General features: G+C 31.8%; 17 protein-coding genes. 10 read left to right on the forward strand and 7 right to left on the reverse strand.

What is annotated here, in order from left to right:
* Nucleotides 1-12: 12 nt before the first annotated feature.
* Nucleotides 13-2,022, reverse strand: a complete 2,010-nt coding sequence (gene dnaG, locus Q0663_RS10800; RefSeq protein ID WP_299010813.1) for a DNA primase — start codon at nucleotides 2,020-2,022, stop codon at nucleotides 13-15.
* 108 nt (nucleotides 2,023-2,130) lie between these two features.
* Between dnaG and Q0663_RS10805 the strand changes: the two genes are divergently transcribed.
* Complete coding sequence (locus Q0663_RS10805; RefSeq protein ID WP_299010816.1) at nucleotides 2,131-3,060, forward strand: hypothetical protein; 930 nt, start codon at nucleotides 2,131-2,133, stop codon at nucleotides 3,058-3,060.
* Between the two features lie 66 nt (nucleotides 3,061-3,126).
* Here Q0663_RS10805 and clpX read toward each other — a convergent pair whose 3' ends face one another.
* The 4 genes from clpX to Q0663_RS10825 form a co-directional block, all read right to left on the reverse strand.
* A complete protein-coding gene (clpX, locus tag Q0663_RS10810) occupies nucleotides 3,127-4,365 on the reverse strand; it encodes an ATP-dependent Clp protease ATP-binding subunit ClpX (RefSeq protein WP_299010818.1) in 1,239 nt (412 codons plus the stop codon).
* Between the two features lie 44 nt (nucleotides 4,366-4,409).
* Nucleotides 4,410-5,069, reverse strand: a complete 660-nt coding sequence (gene clpP / locus Q0663_RS10815) for an ATP-dependent Clp endopeptidase proteolytic subunit ClpP (RefSeq protein ID WP_299010821.1) — start codon at nucleotides 5,067-5,069, stop codon at nucleotides 4,410-4,412.
* 129 nt (nucleotides 5,070-5,198) lie between these two features.
* Nucleotides 5,199-6,521: a trigger factor gene (gene tig, locus Q0663_RS10820; protein ID WP_299010824.1), complete on the reverse strand. Its 1,323-nt coding sequence runs from the start codon at nucleotides 6,519-6,521 to the stop codon at nucleotides 5,199-5,201.
* A 131-nt stretch (nucleotides 6,522-6,652) separates the two neighbouring features.
* Complete coding sequence (locus tag Q0663_RS10825) at nucleotides 6,653-7,000, reverse strand: phage holin family protein (protein ID WP_028892378.1); 348 nt, start codon at nucleotides 6,998-7,000, stop codon at nucleotides 6,653-6,655.
* Between the two features lie 196 nt (nucleotides 7,001-7,196).
* Here Q0663_RS10825 and Q0663_RS10830 point away from each other — a divergent pair, with 196 nt between their 5' ends.
* The 4 genes from Q0663_RS10830 to Q0663_RS10845 all read left to right on the forward strand — a co-directional run bounded on the left by Q0663_RS10830 (nucleotide 7,197) and on the right by Q0663_RS10845 (nucleotide 9,490).
* The gene (locus tag Q0663_RS10830; RefSeq protein WP_299010829.1) at nucleotides 7,197-7,763 is read left to right on the forward strand and encodes a Crp/Fnr family transcriptional regulator; all 567 of its coding nucleotides are present in this window, start codon (nucleotides 7,197-7,199) and stop codon (nucleotides 7,761-7,763) included.
* Between the two features lie 62 nt (nucleotides 7,764-7,825).
* Nucleotides 7,826-8,404, forward strand: coding sequence for an NAD(P)H-dependent oxidoreductase (locus Q0663_RS10835; protein ID WP_299010832.1), 579 nt, complete (start codon nucleotides 7,826-7,828; stop codon nucleotides 8,402-8,404).
* A 121-nt stretch (nucleotides 8,405-8,525) separates the two neighbouring features.
* Complete coding sequence (locus Q0663_RS10840) at nucleotides 8,526-9,020, forward strand: DUF2867 domain-containing protein (RefSeq protein ID WP_053056652.1); 495 nt, start codon at nucleotides 8,526-8,528, stop codon at nucleotides 9,018-9,020.
* A 53-nt stretch (nucleotides 9,021-9,073) separates the two neighbouring features.
* The gene (locus tag Q0663_RS10845; RefSeq protein ID WP_299011287.1) at nucleotides 9,074-9,490 is read left to right on the forward strand and encodes a redoxin domain-containing protein; all 417 of its coding nucleotides are present in this window, start codon (nucleotides 9,074-9,076) and stop codon (nucleotides 9,488-9,490) included.
* Here Q0663_RS10845 and Q0663_RS10850 read toward each other — a convergent pair whose 3' ends face one another.
* The gene (locus tag Q0663_RS10850) at nucleotides 9,491-10,261 is read right to left on the reverse strand and encodes an alpha/beta fold hydrolase (RefSeq protein ID WP_299010841.1); all 771 of its coding nucleotides are present in this window, start codon (nucleotides 10,259-10,261) and stop codon (nucleotides 9,491-9,493) included.
* 2 nt (nucleotides 10,262-10,263) lie between these two features.
* Complete coding sequence (locus Q0663_RS10855) at nucleotides 10,264-10,977, reverse strand: pyridoxine 5'-phosphate synthase (RefSeq protein WP_299010844.1); 714 nt, start codon at nucleotides 10,975-10,977, stop codon at nucleotides 10,264-10,266.
* Nucleotides 10,978-11,036: 59 nt separating this feature from the next.
* Between Q0663_RS10855 and Q0663_RS10860 the strand changes: the two genes are divergently transcribed.
* From Q0663_RS10860 to bamA, 5 genes are all read left to right on the forward strand, one after another.
* On the forward strand, nucleotides 11,037-11,696 hold the full coding sequence (locus tag Q0663_RS10860; protein ID WP_299010847.1) for a CBS domain-containing protein: 660 nt from the start codon (nucleotides 11,037-11,039) through the stop codon (nucleotides 11,694-11,696).
* A 30-nt stretch (nucleotides 11,697-11,726) separates the two neighbouring features.
* On the forward strand, nucleotides 11,727-12,623 hold the full coding sequence (locus Q0663_RS10865) for an NAD kinase (protein WP_299010852.1): 897 nt from the start codon (nucleotides 11,727-11,729) through the stop codon (nucleotides 12,621-12,623).
* A 104-nt stretch (nucleotides 12,624-12,727) separates the two neighbouring features.
* Nucleotides 12,728-13,408, forward strand: a complete 681-nt coding sequence (locus tag Q0663_RS10870; RefSeq protein ID WP_299010854.1) for a DUF6089 family protein — start codon at nucleotides 12,728-12,730, stop codon at nucleotides 13,406-13,408.
* 2 nt (nucleotides 13,409-13,410) lie between these two features.
* Nucleotides 13,411-14,163: an isoprenyl transferase gene (locus Q0663_RS10875; RefSeq protein WP_299010857.1), complete on the forward strand. Its 753-nt coding sequence runs from the start codon at nucleotides 13,411-13,413 to the stop codon at nucleotides 14,161-14,163.
* Nucleotides 14,156-16,699 (forward strand): outer membrane protein assembly factor BamA, encoded by a 2,544-nt coding sequence (gene bamA / locus Q0663_RS10880; RefSeq protein WP_299010858.1) that lies wholly within the window; start codon nucleotides 14,156-14,158, stop codon nucleotides 16,697-16,699. Before Q0663_RS10875 ends, bamA begins: the two co-directional genes overlap by 8 nt.
* Nucleotides 16,700-16,713 lie beyond the last annotated feature (14 nt).

A 16,713-nucleotide genomic window follows, 5' to 3' on the forward strand; every position in this document is an offset into this window, starting at 1 on the left:
AATTTCTTAATATTAAATAACACGATTTAATTTTTCAAAAAGGCGTTTTTTCAACCCTGTATAATTACTAATTTCTTCTAGATTAGGAACTGCTTTTTGCTCTTGACTTTCTTGCATAATTTCTTTAATTTTTTCTTCAATTAAAACTCTACGCAAATTTAAAATAGCATCGGTAACTAACTTTGGAAGAATCTTAACTGTCTCTGTTACAAAAACTTCTTTTCGTTCCCAATCACTTAAATTATATTTTTCTTCATCCATCAAAATATTCGTCACTAAGCTAGATATTTGCGGGTTTTCATGCATTACCAGATGATCTACTTTGATTTTTTCATCTTGATTTAATTGATGAATTAACTCATAGTAGGTTAATCTAAATATTTCATTAGTAAACTCTATTTCGTCTTCTTGCAAGTTTAAATACAACTCATTTGATACCGTATTTTGATACTCTTCTTTTTCTAAAAATGGACGTCCTCTTTCATCAACTGCATCTACCCAGTTTACAAAATCAACAATCTCGTTACCATACAATAACAATATCCTTATAACTTCTTTTTCAAGAATATTTAACTGATTGATATTATGTTGTAACTTCCCCTTTCCTCCTTTTATGGCTTCCATTGAAGCTTGTCCTTGCTCTTGAAAATATTCTGGGGGTGGTTGATTAGGGTCTTGTCCCGCACTGCTCTTTCTTGTTGCTGTCGCACCTTTTTTTAGTAACTGTGCAAGCTCACTAAATAGTACTCTTTCAGAAATATCCATAATACGTGCACACTCTTGTACGTACACTTCTCGTTGAATACCATCAGGAATTTTAGAAATACTCGTAACAATATCTCGAATCAACCCTGCTTTTTTCACAGGGTCGTTCGCCGCTTCTTTCATTAATAAAGAAACTTTGAATTCAATAAAATCTTGTGATTTTTCTTTTAAATACTGTTTTAATTCAGCATTTGAATGCGCTTTAGCAAAACTATCAGGATCTTCACCTTCTGGAAAGGCTACTACCCTTACATTCATTCCTTGTTCGAGAATTAAATCGATTCCACGAAGTGAGGCTCTAATTCCTGCCGCATCTCCATCAAAAAGTACCGTAATATTTTTAGTTAATCGGTTTACCAATCGAATTTGATCAGGTGTTAACGCAGTACCTGAAGAGGCCACCACATTTTCAATCCCTGATTGATGAAATGAAATTACATCTGTATACCCTTCTACTAAAAAGCAATTATCTTCTTTCGCTATTTCTTTTTTTGCCTGGTATAAACCGTAAAGAATTTTACTTTTATGATAGATATCACTCTCAGGTGAGTTCAGGTATTTTGCGGCCTTTTTATCGTTGGTAAGTATTCTACCTCCAAAACCTAAAATACGACCAGACATACTGTGAATAGGGAACATCACACGCCCTTTAAATCGGTCGAACTTTCTATCTTCAGCTCCTCCTTCTTTTACAATTGTTAAACCAGTAGATTTTAAGTATTTTAAATCATAACCTTTAGCCAGAGCTGCTTTGGTAAAATTATCCCACTCGTCTTTACAGTACCCTAAATCGAACTTTTCAATAGTGTCTTCTCTAAATCCTCTCTCTTTGAAATAAGACAACCCAATAGCTCTTCCGTTTTGTGTATTCATTAATACATCATGAAAGTAATCTTTGGCGAATTTCGAAACCAAAAACATACTTTCTCGCTCATTCATCTGCTGTTTTTGCTCATCAGACTGCTCGGTTTCTTCAATTTCAATATTGTATTTTTTCGCTAACCAACGTATTGCTTCTGGATAGGTATAATGCTCGTGTTCCATTAAAAATGAAATTGCATTCCCTCCTTTTCCTGTACTAAAATCTTTCCAAATTTGTTTCACAGGCGACACCATAAACGAAGGGGTACGTTCGTCAGTAAACGGACTTAACCCTTTAAAGTTACTTCCTGATTTTTTTAACTGAACGAATTCTCCTATCACCTCTTCTACTCGGGCACTCTCAAAAACTTTATCAATGGTTTGTTGGGTAATCATACACTATAAAATAGAGCAAACAAATATATAGATAAGACAACTCTTCTTAAATTAAATTTGCTAAAAACATATAAATATATAATTTTGACAAAAAATTCCCCCTTATTAATGAAAACAATTATCCCCTTTAGTTTAGCATTACTTTTATCTTACAATACATTTTCTCAAGAAACTATTCGAATTCCTGATATCGGTTTAGAAGAATGTTTGGTTGATTTAAAAATTGACTCTAACGGTTTAAACGGAAGTATTACCATTAGTGATGCCGAATATGTTACTAACTTAAACATTGACAATCCTGTTACAAATAAGGATTTACCTAATGTATATTCTAAAATTAAAAACTTAACTGGTTTAGAGAGCTTTCCTAATTTAAAGCGTTTAGATTGTTACGATAACGAAATTACAAAGATTGATTTATCGCAAAGCTCTTCTATAAGTTTTTTAAACTGTACTCAAAATAAAATTGAGCGTTTAGATGTTAGCAATAACCCTAACTTAACCTATATAAGTTGTGACAGTAACAACATGAATTCGTTGATTCTTGGTAAAAACTCTAACCTTGAGAGTTTATACGCTAGTTTTAATAAATTAACTACGTTAGACGTATCTAACTGTCCTAACCTTATAAACATGGATGTTACTGGTAACAAGATTAAAACTATTGTTGTTAGTGAAGAGCAATTAGCTAACATTCCTCAAGGATGGTATAAAGACGAAAAAACTAAGTATGCAACAAGTAATGGTGTTGTAGCTGACAACAAAGTTACAGAAGAAATTGTTGAAGAGGTTGTTGTAGAAGAGGCAGAAAAAAAGACAGTAAAAACCACTGAAAGCAAACCTGAAGAGGTTAAAAAGCCTATACAAAAGTATGCTGAAAGCTTTAAAAAATTAGTTATTTCTGAATATGAGAAAAGTGTTTTAAATGAAAAATACTTAAAGCAAATAAGAGAAGATCTTATGCACAAATATGATATTAAAGATGAAGAAATTACTAAATGGATAGAACAATATAGTAAGCTTCATAAGACAGAATAACATATTTATAAAATAAAAAAAGCCATCTAATTAGATGGCTTTTTTTATTTCTTTCAATTAATATTTTTAAGATGCTGCTCTTAATTTTTTTAATGCCGATTTTGTTAGTTTAGATTCAGCATATTCTTTTGTTACCTTAAATTCTTTTTCTTCAGAACTTGGCATATCGAACATTGCATCGGTTAAAATAGCCTCACATAACGAACGTAATCCACGGGCTCCTAACTTATATTCTACTGCCTTGTTAACAATAAACTGTAATGCTTCTTCAGTCATTGTAAACTCAACATCATCCATTGAAAACAACTTAGTGTATTGCTTTATAATTGAGTTTTTAGGCTCCGTTAAAATAGCTCTAAGTGTTTTTTCATCTAACGGGTTCATATAACTCAATACTGGTAAACGACCAATGATTTCTGGTATTAAACCAAAAGACTTTAAATCTAGAGGTGTAATGTATTGCAATAAGTTGTCGTGGTCAATTTTATCTTCTTCTACCGAAGCACTATAACCAACCGCTTGCATATTTAAACGCTTGCTAATAAATCTATCTATACCAGAAAAAGCTCCTCCGGCAATAAATAAAATATCTTTAGTATTTACTTCAATAAACTTTTGTTCTGGGTGCTTTCTACCTCCTTTAGGAGCTACATTTACAACTGCTCCTTCTAATAACTTTAATAAAGCTTGTTGCACACCTTCTCCAGAAACATCGCGTGTAATTGATGGATTGTCTCCTTTACGAGCTATTTTATCTATTTCATCAATAAATACTATACCTCTTTCTGCTTTTTCAACATCGTAATCTGCTGCTTGTAACAAACGACTTAAAATACTTTCTACGTCTTCTCCTACATAACCTGCTTGTGTTAATACAGTTGCATCTACTATAGAAAATGGTACATTTAGCATTTTAGCAATTGTACGAGCCACTAAGGTTTTTCCTGTTCCAGTTTCTCCTACTAAAACAATGTTCGATTTTTCAATCTCTACCTCATCTTCATCATCTCTAGTTTGTAACAATCTCTTATAATGATTGTATACAGCTACAGACATAGCTCTTTTGGTTTGATCTTGTCCTATGATATACTCATCTAAAAAAGCTTTAATTTCTTTTGGCTTTTTCAAGGTTAAATCTTTTGATAAATCGCTTGTTTTAGCTTCAGCTATTTCCTCTTCTACTATTCCATGAGCTTGCTCTATACATTTATCACATATATGTGCATCTAAACCTGCGATTAATAAATCGGTTTCTGGTTTTTTACGCCCACAAAAGGAACATTGTAAATTTTCTTCTTTCGACATCTTATCAGCTTATTGCCAATAGCTCAGTGCTATTAGCTTGTTTATTATTTTCTAGTTAAAATTTCGTCTACCATACCGTATGCTTTTGCTTCGTCGGCCTTCATCCAATAATCTCTATCAGAATCTTTGTTTACTTTTTCTACTGTTTGACCTGAGTGCTTAGCTATGATTTCGTACAACTCATCTTTTAATTTTAAAATTTCACGAGCTGTAATTTCAATATCAGATGCTTGTCCTTGTGCTCCACCTAGTGGCTGATGAATCATAATACGAGAGTGTGGTAACGCTGAACGCTTTCCTTTTTCTCCTGCACACATTAATACAGCTCCCATTGAAGCAGCCATACCTGTACAAATTGTTGCTACATCTGGTTTAATAAATTGCATAGTATCGTAAATACCCAAACCAGCATATACACCACCTCCTGGTGAATTAATATAGATTGATATATCTTTTGATGCATCTACACTTTCTAAAAACAATAATTGTGCTTGAATTACATTAGCTACTTGATCGTTAATTCCTGTACCTAAAAAGATAATTCTATCCATCATTAAACGAGAAAAAACATCCATTTGAGTAATATTCATTTGACGTTCTTCCATAATGTATGGAGTTAAGCTACTAGTAATTTTTCCTAAATAGCTGCTATTTATTCCGTGGTGCTTTGTTGCGTATTTTTCGAACTCTTTTCCGTAATCCATTTTTAAAATGTTTTTGGGTTATAAAGATGTAAATATAAGAACTATTTCGTTAGTATTTTGTTACAGTTAATGGCTAAAAAAACCTGAATGTACATTCAGGTTTTTATTTATAACATCAGTAATTAACTGTTACTTGTACACTTCTTTAATGAAATCTTCGTAAGAAACTTCTTTAGTATCAAAGCTCATGTTTTCTTTATAAAAAGCTAATAATTTTTGAGAAATTAATTGCTCTTGTAAACGACGTGCTTCATCTTGGTTTTGTAAGATTCTTCCTGCGATATCATCTAATTCTTTTTCTTCTGGATTCATGTTTCCAAATTGAGCCATTTGAGCTCTAATAAATCCTTTTGCATAGTCTACTAACTCTGCATAGTCTAATTTGATGTCGTTATCTTTCATAATCTTTCCTTCGATTAATTGGTAACGTAATCCTTTTTCAGACTTGTTATATTCTTCAACAGCTTCTTCAGCAGTTAATTCTTTTTCTCCTGCAGTTTGTAACCACTTTTGTAAGAATTCAACTGGTAAATCAAACTTTGTGTTATCCACTAAGTTCTCGGTAATTGCGTTTAACAATTGTTGGTCTGCTTGTTGTTGGAATTGCTTTTCTGCGTCTTCTTTAATTTTGTCTTTTAATTCAGTTACAGTTTTTACACTTCCGTCAGCAAATAACTTGTCAAATAACTCTTGGTCTAATTCTGCTGGCTCTATTTCAGTAATTTCTTCAATAGTAAAAGTTACAGGAATGTCTAAATCGTGAACCTCATCGTGAGATACACCTAAAGCTCCTTGTAACTTGTGCTCATCTTCGAATAAGTTTTTAGTTTTTAACTCTAAAACATCTCCTACTTTAGCACCTACAAACTTCTTTAAGTTTGTTTTTCCTTTAATATCTTTTACAGAAATTGTAGACTTTTTGTTGATTTCTTTCTCTTCGTTTACAAAAGTACCAGTTACATTAGTTTCTTCTGTAGCCTCGTCTTTAGCAGACATTTTACCGTAACGAGATTGGATGTTTTCAACTTCTTTCTCGATTAACTCATCTGTAGCAACAATGTTATATTGAGTTACTTTGTTTTTTGGCTTTAAGTTTACATCGAACTCAGGAGCTAATCCTAATTCGAATTCAAAAGAGAATTTATCTGCATCCCAATTGAAATCTTCTTGAACTCTTGGTAATGGGTTACCTAAGATATCTAACTTCTCTTCAACTAAGAATTTGTTTAACGACTCTTGTAAAAGCTTGTTTACCTCATCAATCATTACTGATTTTCCGTACTGCTTCTTTACCATTCCCATTGGTACATGACCTTTTCTAAACCCAGGAATGTTAGCTGTTTTACGGTAATCGTTTAATACTTTTGTTACTTTATCTTGATAATCTTCTGCAACAATATCAACTTTTACAACTGCATTTAATGCATCTACGTTTTCTTTTGTTATATTCATCTTAAAAATCTGTTTCTTAAAAAATCGGGTGCAAAATTACTACTTTATTTATTGATAACCAAGACTTTTAGTTATAAGAATATTATCTTTTTTACTCCCCTTATTTTCTAGTTTTTAATGTTTTAGGTTACTTATTCGTCTCCTTCTTTTAATAGTGAAAACATTAACGATCTGAAAATTGACAGCAACACACTGAATAAGAGCGCTGTAAAAAATCCGCTAACTGCAAATCCTGACACTAATTTATCTGCCAACAATATAATTACTGCATTAATCACAAATAAGAATAACCCTAATGTAACGATGGTTGCTGGTAGTGTAAAAAATACTAACAACGGACGTACAAACAGGTTTAACAACGCAATTACTACTGCCACAATTACTGCAGTTGTATAACTAGCTACCGTTACTCCTGGTAAAATATTTGCTAATACAATTACTACTAATGCCGTTAACAATACTTTTAAAAATGTTTTCATATTTCTTTTTTATTTAATTAGTTATGAATTATAAATTTACTCTTTTTCACTGAAACTATTAATTCGTAACACTTCATATACTTTACCATAACCATACCAAAACAGAAACCTGCTGTTTTGGCAGGTTTAAAACTTTGCTTTAATTTTTGATGGATTTTTATTTTAACTTCATCTTATTTCTAATTAAAACAATAAAATGCTCAAAAAACACTTGGCCTCTTATAATATTCTTTCCGAAGAAGAAATAGACAACTTTGTAAATTTAGTTAGGTATAAAAAACTTAACAAAGGTGATTTTTTTATTCAAGAAGGTAACACTTGCAAAGAAGTAGCTTTTATAATGTCTGGTATTTTTAGGTCGTTTTATCATTCGTCTGACGAAAAAGAAGCTACTTATTGTTTTTTATCAGAAAACTCATTTGTTACTGCATATTCATCTTTTATTTCTCAAACAAAAACTAATGAAAATATTCAAGCGTTAACCAACGCTGAACTATACATCATTACCAAAGAACAATTTGTAGCACTAGAAAACTCAAGTACCAATTGGCTACGCCTTTTTAAAATATTTGCTGAACAAGAATATATAAATCTTGAAAACAGAATATTTGTTTTGCAAAATGAAAGCGCTGAAAACCGTTACAAAAAACTGTTAGAAACACACCCAAACTACTTAAAAACCATCCCATTACAGTACCTAGCTTCTTATTTAGGAATTACACAACGACATTTAAGCCGAATTAGAAAATCGGTTTTTTATTAGACAATTGTCCTTTTTAGACTTGTAAAACCACCCGTACTTTGCATTATAATCTTAACTATATTATGAAGCATATTTTATTAATAAACGGACATCCTGATAAAGAAAGTTTTAACCATGCACTGGCAGCTTCTTACAAAAGAGGCGTTTTGGAAACCGATGCTATTATTGAAGAAATTACCATCATTGACTTAAACTTTAATCCCAACCTTAAATTTGGTTACCGAAAAAGAACGGAACTTGAACTTGATTTACAAGAAGCTTTAACTAAAATTAAAAAAGCAGATCATATTGTATGGTTTTATCCTATTTGGTGGGCTGGTTACCCTGCTATAATGAAAGGTTTTATTGATAGAGCTTTTTTACCTGGAATAACTTTTCAACCTATTGAAGGAAAACCTTTTCCTAAAAAACTTTTAAAAGGTAAAACTGCTCGACTTATCATTACTTCTGACACCCCAGGCTGGTATGATTATCTTTTTATGAAAAGACCCGCTATTAAACAGTTTAAAAAGGGAACCTTAGAATTTTGCGGTATAACTCCTATAAAAACTACTTTCTTTTCAGTAATAAAAGATTCAACCCCCAAACAAAGAAACTTATGGTTACGTAAAGTATATACTTTAGGTAAAAACAAACAATAACTCAACTTTCTTTTTTTGGTTAAAAAAATACTAGTTTATGTTAAAATTTAAATAGCTATGTGCTAAAATCCTACAATTACTATTTATATATTTACATTCATATTTTTATGAGATTAGTAATATGAAAAAAGTTAAAGAAGATAAAACTCTTTTAAATAAAGACATTAAAAAACTACTTCCTACAATAAATTTTCATGACACATTCTCTACCACCAATCATACAAACACAATAGAAGAAATTGTAAATTTAATTTTTAATAAACCTCCAGTTTGGGTAGACTTTTTATTTAAATTACGTAATAAAATTGCTGCTTTTTTTAATTTAAAAAACAACTACCCTGATGATTATAACGAGCGGTTTGATGTTGGCGGATATGTAAGTTTCTTTAAAATTTTTTCTATATCAAGTAATGAAGTTGTATTAGGTGCTAATGACACTCATTTAAATTTTAGAGCAATCGTACACAACAATCACGATCCTTTTTATAACATCAAAGTTATTACGTTAGTTGAATACAATAATAAAAAAGGTGAAGTATACATGAAGCTCATAAAACCTTTTCATAGGTTAGTTGTTAAGAGAATGGTTAAAAATGCTTATAAATTAAACAATTAACTTTTTGTACTTTTGAACTATAAAAAAATAACTCTATTAAACCTGTAACCTCAATAAAAGTAACCGATTTTAATCAAAACGAAGTTAACTTACTTGAAAAGTATGCTAACAAAATTCTATTATTGTTGTTTTACAACAATGCTTGTTTAGGATGTACGGGTAGAGCTATACCACTTGCTTATCAATTTAAGCAAGATTACATGGATATTGAAGTTATAGGCATCCATAGTAATTTTACAAGCAACGATGTTTCTAAAGAAGATATTCTAAGTATTTTCACCATTAACGAGCTTCCATTCCCAATTTACATTGATAAAGATCACAAAATGTATGATTTCTTTAATTCGGAAGGAACGCCACAATGGATATTACTAACCTCAAAAGGTGAAGTATATCGATCTATCTTTGGATCGCAAGACAACGCTCAAAACAGGTTGTACTACGCTTTAGAAAACCTAACTGAACAGTAATTATTCAATCAGAAAATGAATAGCTTCTCTATAAAAATCCTCTGGATTTTCAGCATGTAACCAGTGCCCAGCATTGGCTATTGTTTTAATTTCTGAATTTGGAAAATGTGCCTGAATTAATGGCTCATCTTCTTTTGAAATATACCCTGAATTTGCTCCTCGTAAAAACAACGTTTCTCCTTCAAAAACAGTAAAAGAAGGTAACGCTACTCCTACTTCACTATTATTTTCAGTTAATGATTTTAAATTAAAACGAAATGCTAATTCGTCTTTTGTTTTTCGGTATACATTTTTTGCTAAAAATTGACGGATTCCTTTTTCTGGAATTAACTCAGCTAGTTTTTCATCCACTAACTTACGCGAGGTTTGTACCGAAAAATCTACGGAGTTTAACGCCGCTAAAATTTCGTGATGATGTGGCGGATACATTCTTGGAGAAATATCAGCAACAATTAACTTGTTTACTAACTCAGGGTATTCGGTTGCAAACAACATCACTGTTTTTCCTCCCATGGAATGCCCTAACAAGTCTATTTTTTCAAGGTTATGATGTTGAATATAGCTATATAAATCACCTACCAACAATTCATAATCAAAAGCATCTGCATGAAAGCTTCGTCCATGATTACGCTGATCTATCAAATGCACCTCAAAACCATCTTCTGCAAATTTACTAGCATGCGATTTCCAATTGTCTCCCATACCAAAATATCCATGCAAAATAAGTAACGGCTGCCCCTCTCCTATTATTTTTGAATGTAATACCTCCATAATTATTGCAAACGATGTAAATACATATTCACAACATTTTCTAGCCCTAAATACAAACTTTCTGAAATTAGTGCATGACCGATAGACACTTCATCTAAATGAGGAATATTTTGTTTAAAAAATTGAATATTATCTAAACTTAAATCATGACCAGCATTAACTCCTAGTCCTAATTCATTCGCTAAAATTGCGGCTTCTTCATACTGTTTTACTGCTTCTTTATTCCCTTTTTCGTACTGCGTAGCAAATTCTTCAGTATATAGCTCAACTCTATCAGTCCCTGTTTTCGCAGCAGCCTCAATTAGCTTTAAATCTGTATCAATAAAAATTGATGTTCTAATTCCCGCTTCTTTAAATTCAGCTATCACTTCTTTTAAATACGATTGATGCGTTATCGTATCCCAACCTGCATTAGATGTGAGCTGATCGACACTATCAGGCACCAACGTTACTTGTGTAGGTTTAATTTCTAATACCATTTGCTTAAACTTATCAATTGGATTTCCCTCAATATTGTATTCAGTTGTTACAATTGATTTTAAATCGTATGCATCTTGATAACGAATATGTCGTTCGTCTGGTCTTGGGTGAATTGTGACTCCTTCCGCTCCAAAACCTTGTATATCGGCTGCTACTTTTAGTAAGTTAGGTACATTTCCACCTCTAGAATTACGAAGTGTAGCTATTTTATTAATATTAACACTTAACTTTGTCATGCTATAAAATTAGACTACAAAGGTAACGCATTCCAACATTTTAAACTATATTCGTAGTAATGAAAATCAATGATTTTATATTAAAAGAAATTAAAGCACTCTCATTAAACAGCACTGTAAAAAGTGCCCAAAAGCTGTGTAATGATTTACCTATAACTCATATTCCTGTTGTTGAAAATAACAGGTTAGTAGGTTGTTTGCCTGAAAGTGATATTCAAACTCTTGAAAATAACGATGGTACTCTTAGAGAATACTCGTACTTATTAGATCATTTTTACACAAATGAAAACGCTACTCTACTCGATTTAATTACCTTATTTGCTGATAATGATTCGAATTTAATTCCTATTCTTGACAAGAACCTTCATTATGTAGGCTATTATGAATTGAGTGATATTTTAGATGCTTTTGCAAATAGCCCTTTTTTACATAACGAGAGTGATACTTTGATTATTGATAAGAATAAAACTGATTATTCTATGAGTCAAGTAGCACAAATAGTTGAAGCCAGTAATGGTAAACTACTGGGCGCATATATTTCTTCTGAAAATATAAATAGCGTTGAGGTTACTCTTAAAATTGTTTCTGAAGAAATAAATGAAATCATTCAAACATTTCGTAGGTACGGTTACAACGTTATTACTCAACACGAAGATGATTTTTATTTAGAAGAACTTAAAGATAGAGCTGCTTATTTAAGAAAGTACTTAGATATGTAATTTTTTCAATAACCAAACAAAACTCCAACAGTGAAAAAAGTCGCTATTTACGGACAAGCTTATACCACACTTGCAGAAAAAGAAGTAAAAATTCTTTTAACTGTTTTAGAAAAACATAACATTGTTGTTTTTTTTGAACAACAGTTCTATAATTTATTTATTGAAAATAATTCGCTAAACAAAAAGTATCCCACCTTTTCACATTTTAATGATTTATCAAACACTTTTGATGTAATGTTTACCATAGGTGGAGACGGTACTATTTTAAGAGCCGTTACCTATATTAGAGATTTAGACATTCCTATTATGGGTATTAATACAGGTCGCTTAGGTTTTTTAGCTACGATTCAAAAAGATCAGATTGAAGAAGCTATTAATTTAATGCTAAAAAAAGAATACACACTTCAAGAACGTTCTTTATTACAAATAGAAACATCTCCTGCTACAGAAGATTTTAATGAACTCAACTTTGCACTTAATGAAGTTACTATTGCTAGAAGAAATACAACTTCTATGATTGGTATTAAGACCTCATTAAACACAGAGTACTTAACGAATTATTGGGCTGATGGTTTAATTATAGCAACTCCAACAGGTTCCACAGGTTATTCGCTTAGTTGTGATGGACCTGTTATTTTACCAAACTCAAAAAGTTTTGTTATTACCCCCATTGCTCCGCACAACTTAAATGCGCGTCCAATGGTAATTCCTGATGACACAGATATTCTTCTGGAAGTTAGTGCTAGAGAAAAAGATTTTTTAATCTCTTTAGACTCTCGAATAACTACAGTTCCATTGAATACTAAAATAGAAATACAAAAAGCTCCATTTACCATAAAAAGTGTTTTACCAAAAAATCAATCTTATTTGAATACCTTGCGTGGGAAACTTTTATGGGGAGAAGATGTACGAAATGAATCGTTATAACGATAGTAATTACAATAAAACCGTAAAAAAAAAGTTAATCAAAAAGACGGATTATTAACTTTTTAAAGCAAATTCAATTCCCTATATTTGCACGCTATTTTACAATGAGAGGACTTATTTTATTAATATTATTTGTTTGTTTAGCTACACCTTTACAATCACAAATTCATGAAATCGGAATATTTGCCGGTGGCTCTAATTATGTGGGAGATATAGGAAGTACAAACTATATACGTCCGAATAAATTCGCTGGTGGCCTTATTTATAAATATAATTTAAACCCTAGAATTGCATTAAGGGGTACATATACATATATCCCTGTTTCTGGTGATGATGCAGATGCTAGCAATCCTTCTCGTCAAAACAGAGGTTACAACTTTTCTAACAATATACATGAATTTGCTGCTGGTGTAGAGTTTAACTTTTTCGATTATAACATCAGTGACTACAGAACTACTTTCACCCCTTATATTTTAGCTGAGATTGCTGCTTTTAATTATAAAAGCCCAGGTTCTCAAGTCTCAAACAATACTATTTCATTAAAAAATAAGTTTTCATATACCTTACCCGTGGGTATCGGTTTAAAAGGAAGGTTAGCAGACAACTTTGCTATTGCATTCGAAACAGGTATACGATTTACATTTGTAGATGATATAGACTTTACGACAGATAGAATAAACTCATTAGATTTTGGAGGTAATGGAAACGACTGGTATGTATTTTCAGGTGTTTCTATTGTTTATACCTTTGGAAGACCGCCTTGTTTTGGTGGAATAGCAGAATAATTATGGAAGAAAAACTACAGCGCATTAACTTACAAAAAGTACCAAACCACATTGCTATAATTATGGATGGTAATGGTAGATGGGCAAAAGGTAAAGGTATGCAACGTGTTTTTGGACATAGAAATGCTTTAACAGCCATTAGAGAAACTGCTGATACAGCTTCAGAACTAGGTGTTAAGTTTTTAACTCTATATGCTTTTTCTACTGAAAACTGGAATCGTCCAAAGTTAGAAGTAGATGCTTTAATGAGCTTACTAGTAACTACCCTTAAAAAAGAACTCCCCGAATTTCAACGTAAAAACGTAAAAATAAATGCTATTGGTAATTTAACTAGCTTACCTAAAAATGCTCAAAAAGTATTAGCTAATGTTATCGATGCAACAAAAAACAACACTAAAATTACGTTAACCTTTGCTTTAAGCTATGGATCGAGGGAGGAAATTGTTAACGCAATCAAAAACATAACCAAAAAAGTTGTTAATAACGAAATAGAAATTGAAAAAATTAACGATAAAATTATAAATAATCATTTATATACGTTTAATTTGCCCGACGTTGATTTAATGATACGTACAAGTGGGGAACAAAGAATAAGTAATTATTTACTTTGGCAAATGGCATATTCTGAATTGTATTTTACAGATGTATTATGGCCTGACTACAGAAAAGAACATCTTTACGATGCAATAATTGATTATCAAAACAGAGAAAGAAGATTTGGAAAAACCAGTGAACAGATTGAAACCAATGAATAAATATTCGTATTTACTAGTATTTTTTATCACCCTTTTTGCGGTGAGTACTCAAGCACAAAACACAACTCCTAAAGATAGCACTGCTACAAATGTTATTTCCTACGAAAAAGGAAAGGAATATTTCTTAGGAGGCATAACTGTAACTGGTTTACAAAAATTTAGCGAACAAACCGTAAGAGTATACACAGGTTTAGTTGAAGGTCAAACTATCAAGTTACCTGGAGATAAACTAACTAGCGCAATCAAAAAACTATATGAAAGTGATCAATTTAGTGAAGTAGATGTGTATTTATCTAAACGTGATGGAGAAACTGTATACCTTCAATTTGACGTTACTGAGCTGCCTCAATTAACCAGTGTTACTTTTTCAGGAATTAGTAAATCTAAGGCTAAAGAACTAAAAAAAGAAACCGACCTTAAAAAAGGAACTATGGTTACCGATAACCTTATTGTAACCACTCGAAACTTTATTAAGAAAAAATATACAGACAAAGGTTTTCTCAAAACAAAGGTTTCTTTAGATACAAAAAAAGACACTTCTGATGTTAATACAGTTAGTATGACCATTTTTATTGACATAGGAGACCGTATAAAGATTAAAGAAATTAACTTTACAGGAAACAAGGCAATGTCTAATGCTACTTTGCGTAAAGCTATGAAAAACACTAAACGTAAACTTCTAGGGCGTTTTTGGAAAGCCTCTAAATACATACTAGACGATTACAAAGCTGACTTAGAGAGCATTCTTGAAAAATATAGCGAAAACGGATATCGTGATGCTCGTATTTTGTCAGACAAAGTAGTGTGGAATGATGACAACACAATTAATCTTGAAATTGATTTAGAAGAAGGTCGTCAATACCGTTTTAATGAAATTCTTTTCATAGGGAATAAAGAATATACCGATGAGCAATTAAATAGTTTCTTAAGAATTGAAAAAGGAGATATTTACAACGGAAAAGTGTTAAAAGAACGTATTTCTGGTGATGGAACTCCTAATTCTCAAGATATTCAAACCTTATACCACAACAACGGATATTTATTTTCTCAAATAAATGCCATTGAAACCAAAGTTGAGAACGACTCAATTACAGTAGAAGTTCGTATTAGAGAAGACGACCAAGCTACCATTAAAAGAGTAAGCGTTGCTGGTAACGAAAAAACAAACGACCATGTAATCTTTAGAGAATTACGTGTAAAACCAGGCGATTTATTTAGTCGTGAAAACATTATTCGTTCTATCCGTGAAATAGGACAATTAGGATTTTTTGACACCAATGTAACTCCTGATGTAAAACCTGACTACCAAAATAAAACAGCTGATATAGAGTTTTCTGTAGTTGAAAAAGGAGGAAGTCAAGTTGAATTACAAGGTGGATATGGTGGTGGATCTTTCATTGGTACTTTAGGACTTTCTTTTAACAATTTCTCTATGAGAAATATTTTCAACAAAGAAACTTACAAACCATTACCTATGGGAGACGGTCAAAGTTTATCACTACGTTTACAAGCTAGTAGAACTTATAACACGTATAGTTTTTCTTTTACAGAGCCTTGGTTAGGAGGTAAAACACCTCAATCGTTATCATTCTCGGTATACTTATCAAACCAATATCGTTTCGATTACAACACGTATGATGTAAATAAAAATGAAAGTTTAAGTATTATAGGTGCCTCAATTGGTTTAGGAAAACGTTTAAAGTGGCCTGATGACTACTTTACCCTTTCTCAAAACATTAGTTACCAAAGAATAGGGCTTAACAACTACGGTTATCGTGTAGGTTCTTCAAATAATATTCTTAGCCAGGGAGATTTAAACAACTTAGCTTATAGTGTTGCATTAAGCCGTAACTCTGCTGGGCCTAGTTTAATTTTCCCTACTTATGGTTCAGAATTCACTTTACGTGCTAAAGCTACTTTTCCTTATTCACTAGTTAACGGAAAAGACTATACAGAACCTACAAATCCAACACCAGATGAACGTCAAGCATACTTAGCTGACAAATATAAATGGTTAGAATATTACAAGATATCTGCAAAAGGTAAGTGGTATACATCCCTAGCTAACAAATTAGTGTTAATGTCTAATTTTGAAATGGGGTACCTTGGAAAATACAATAGTGAAGTTGGTTTAACTCCTGTTGAAAGATATTTTGTTGGTGGAGATGGTATTGCGCAAGGTCAATTAGATGGTCGTGAAACAATAGGTTTGAGAGGTTACGAAAATAACCGTATTTCTTCTATCGATGGTGGAGCTATTTATAACAAATTTCAATTAGAGTTACGTTACTCTATTACAGATAAACCTTCAGCATCTATTTATACTTTAGGTTTTTTAGAAGCAGGTAATTCTTATGACAATTTTAGTACTTTTAATCCGTTTAAGTTAAAACGTTCAGCTGGAGTTGGTGTTCGTATATTTATGCCTGCATTTGGATTATTAGGTATCGATTTTGCGCACGGATTCGATCCATTACCTGGGTTATCTGAAAAATCTGGTTGGCAAACGCATTTTATAATCGGAAGACAGTTCTAAAACCGCACATTTGT

The organism is uncultured Tenacibaculum sp. (assembly GCF_947504135.1).
In the GTDB taxonomy this organism is placed as follows: Bacteria; Bacteroidota; Bacteroidia; order Flavobacteriales; family Flavobacteriaceae; genus Polaribacter.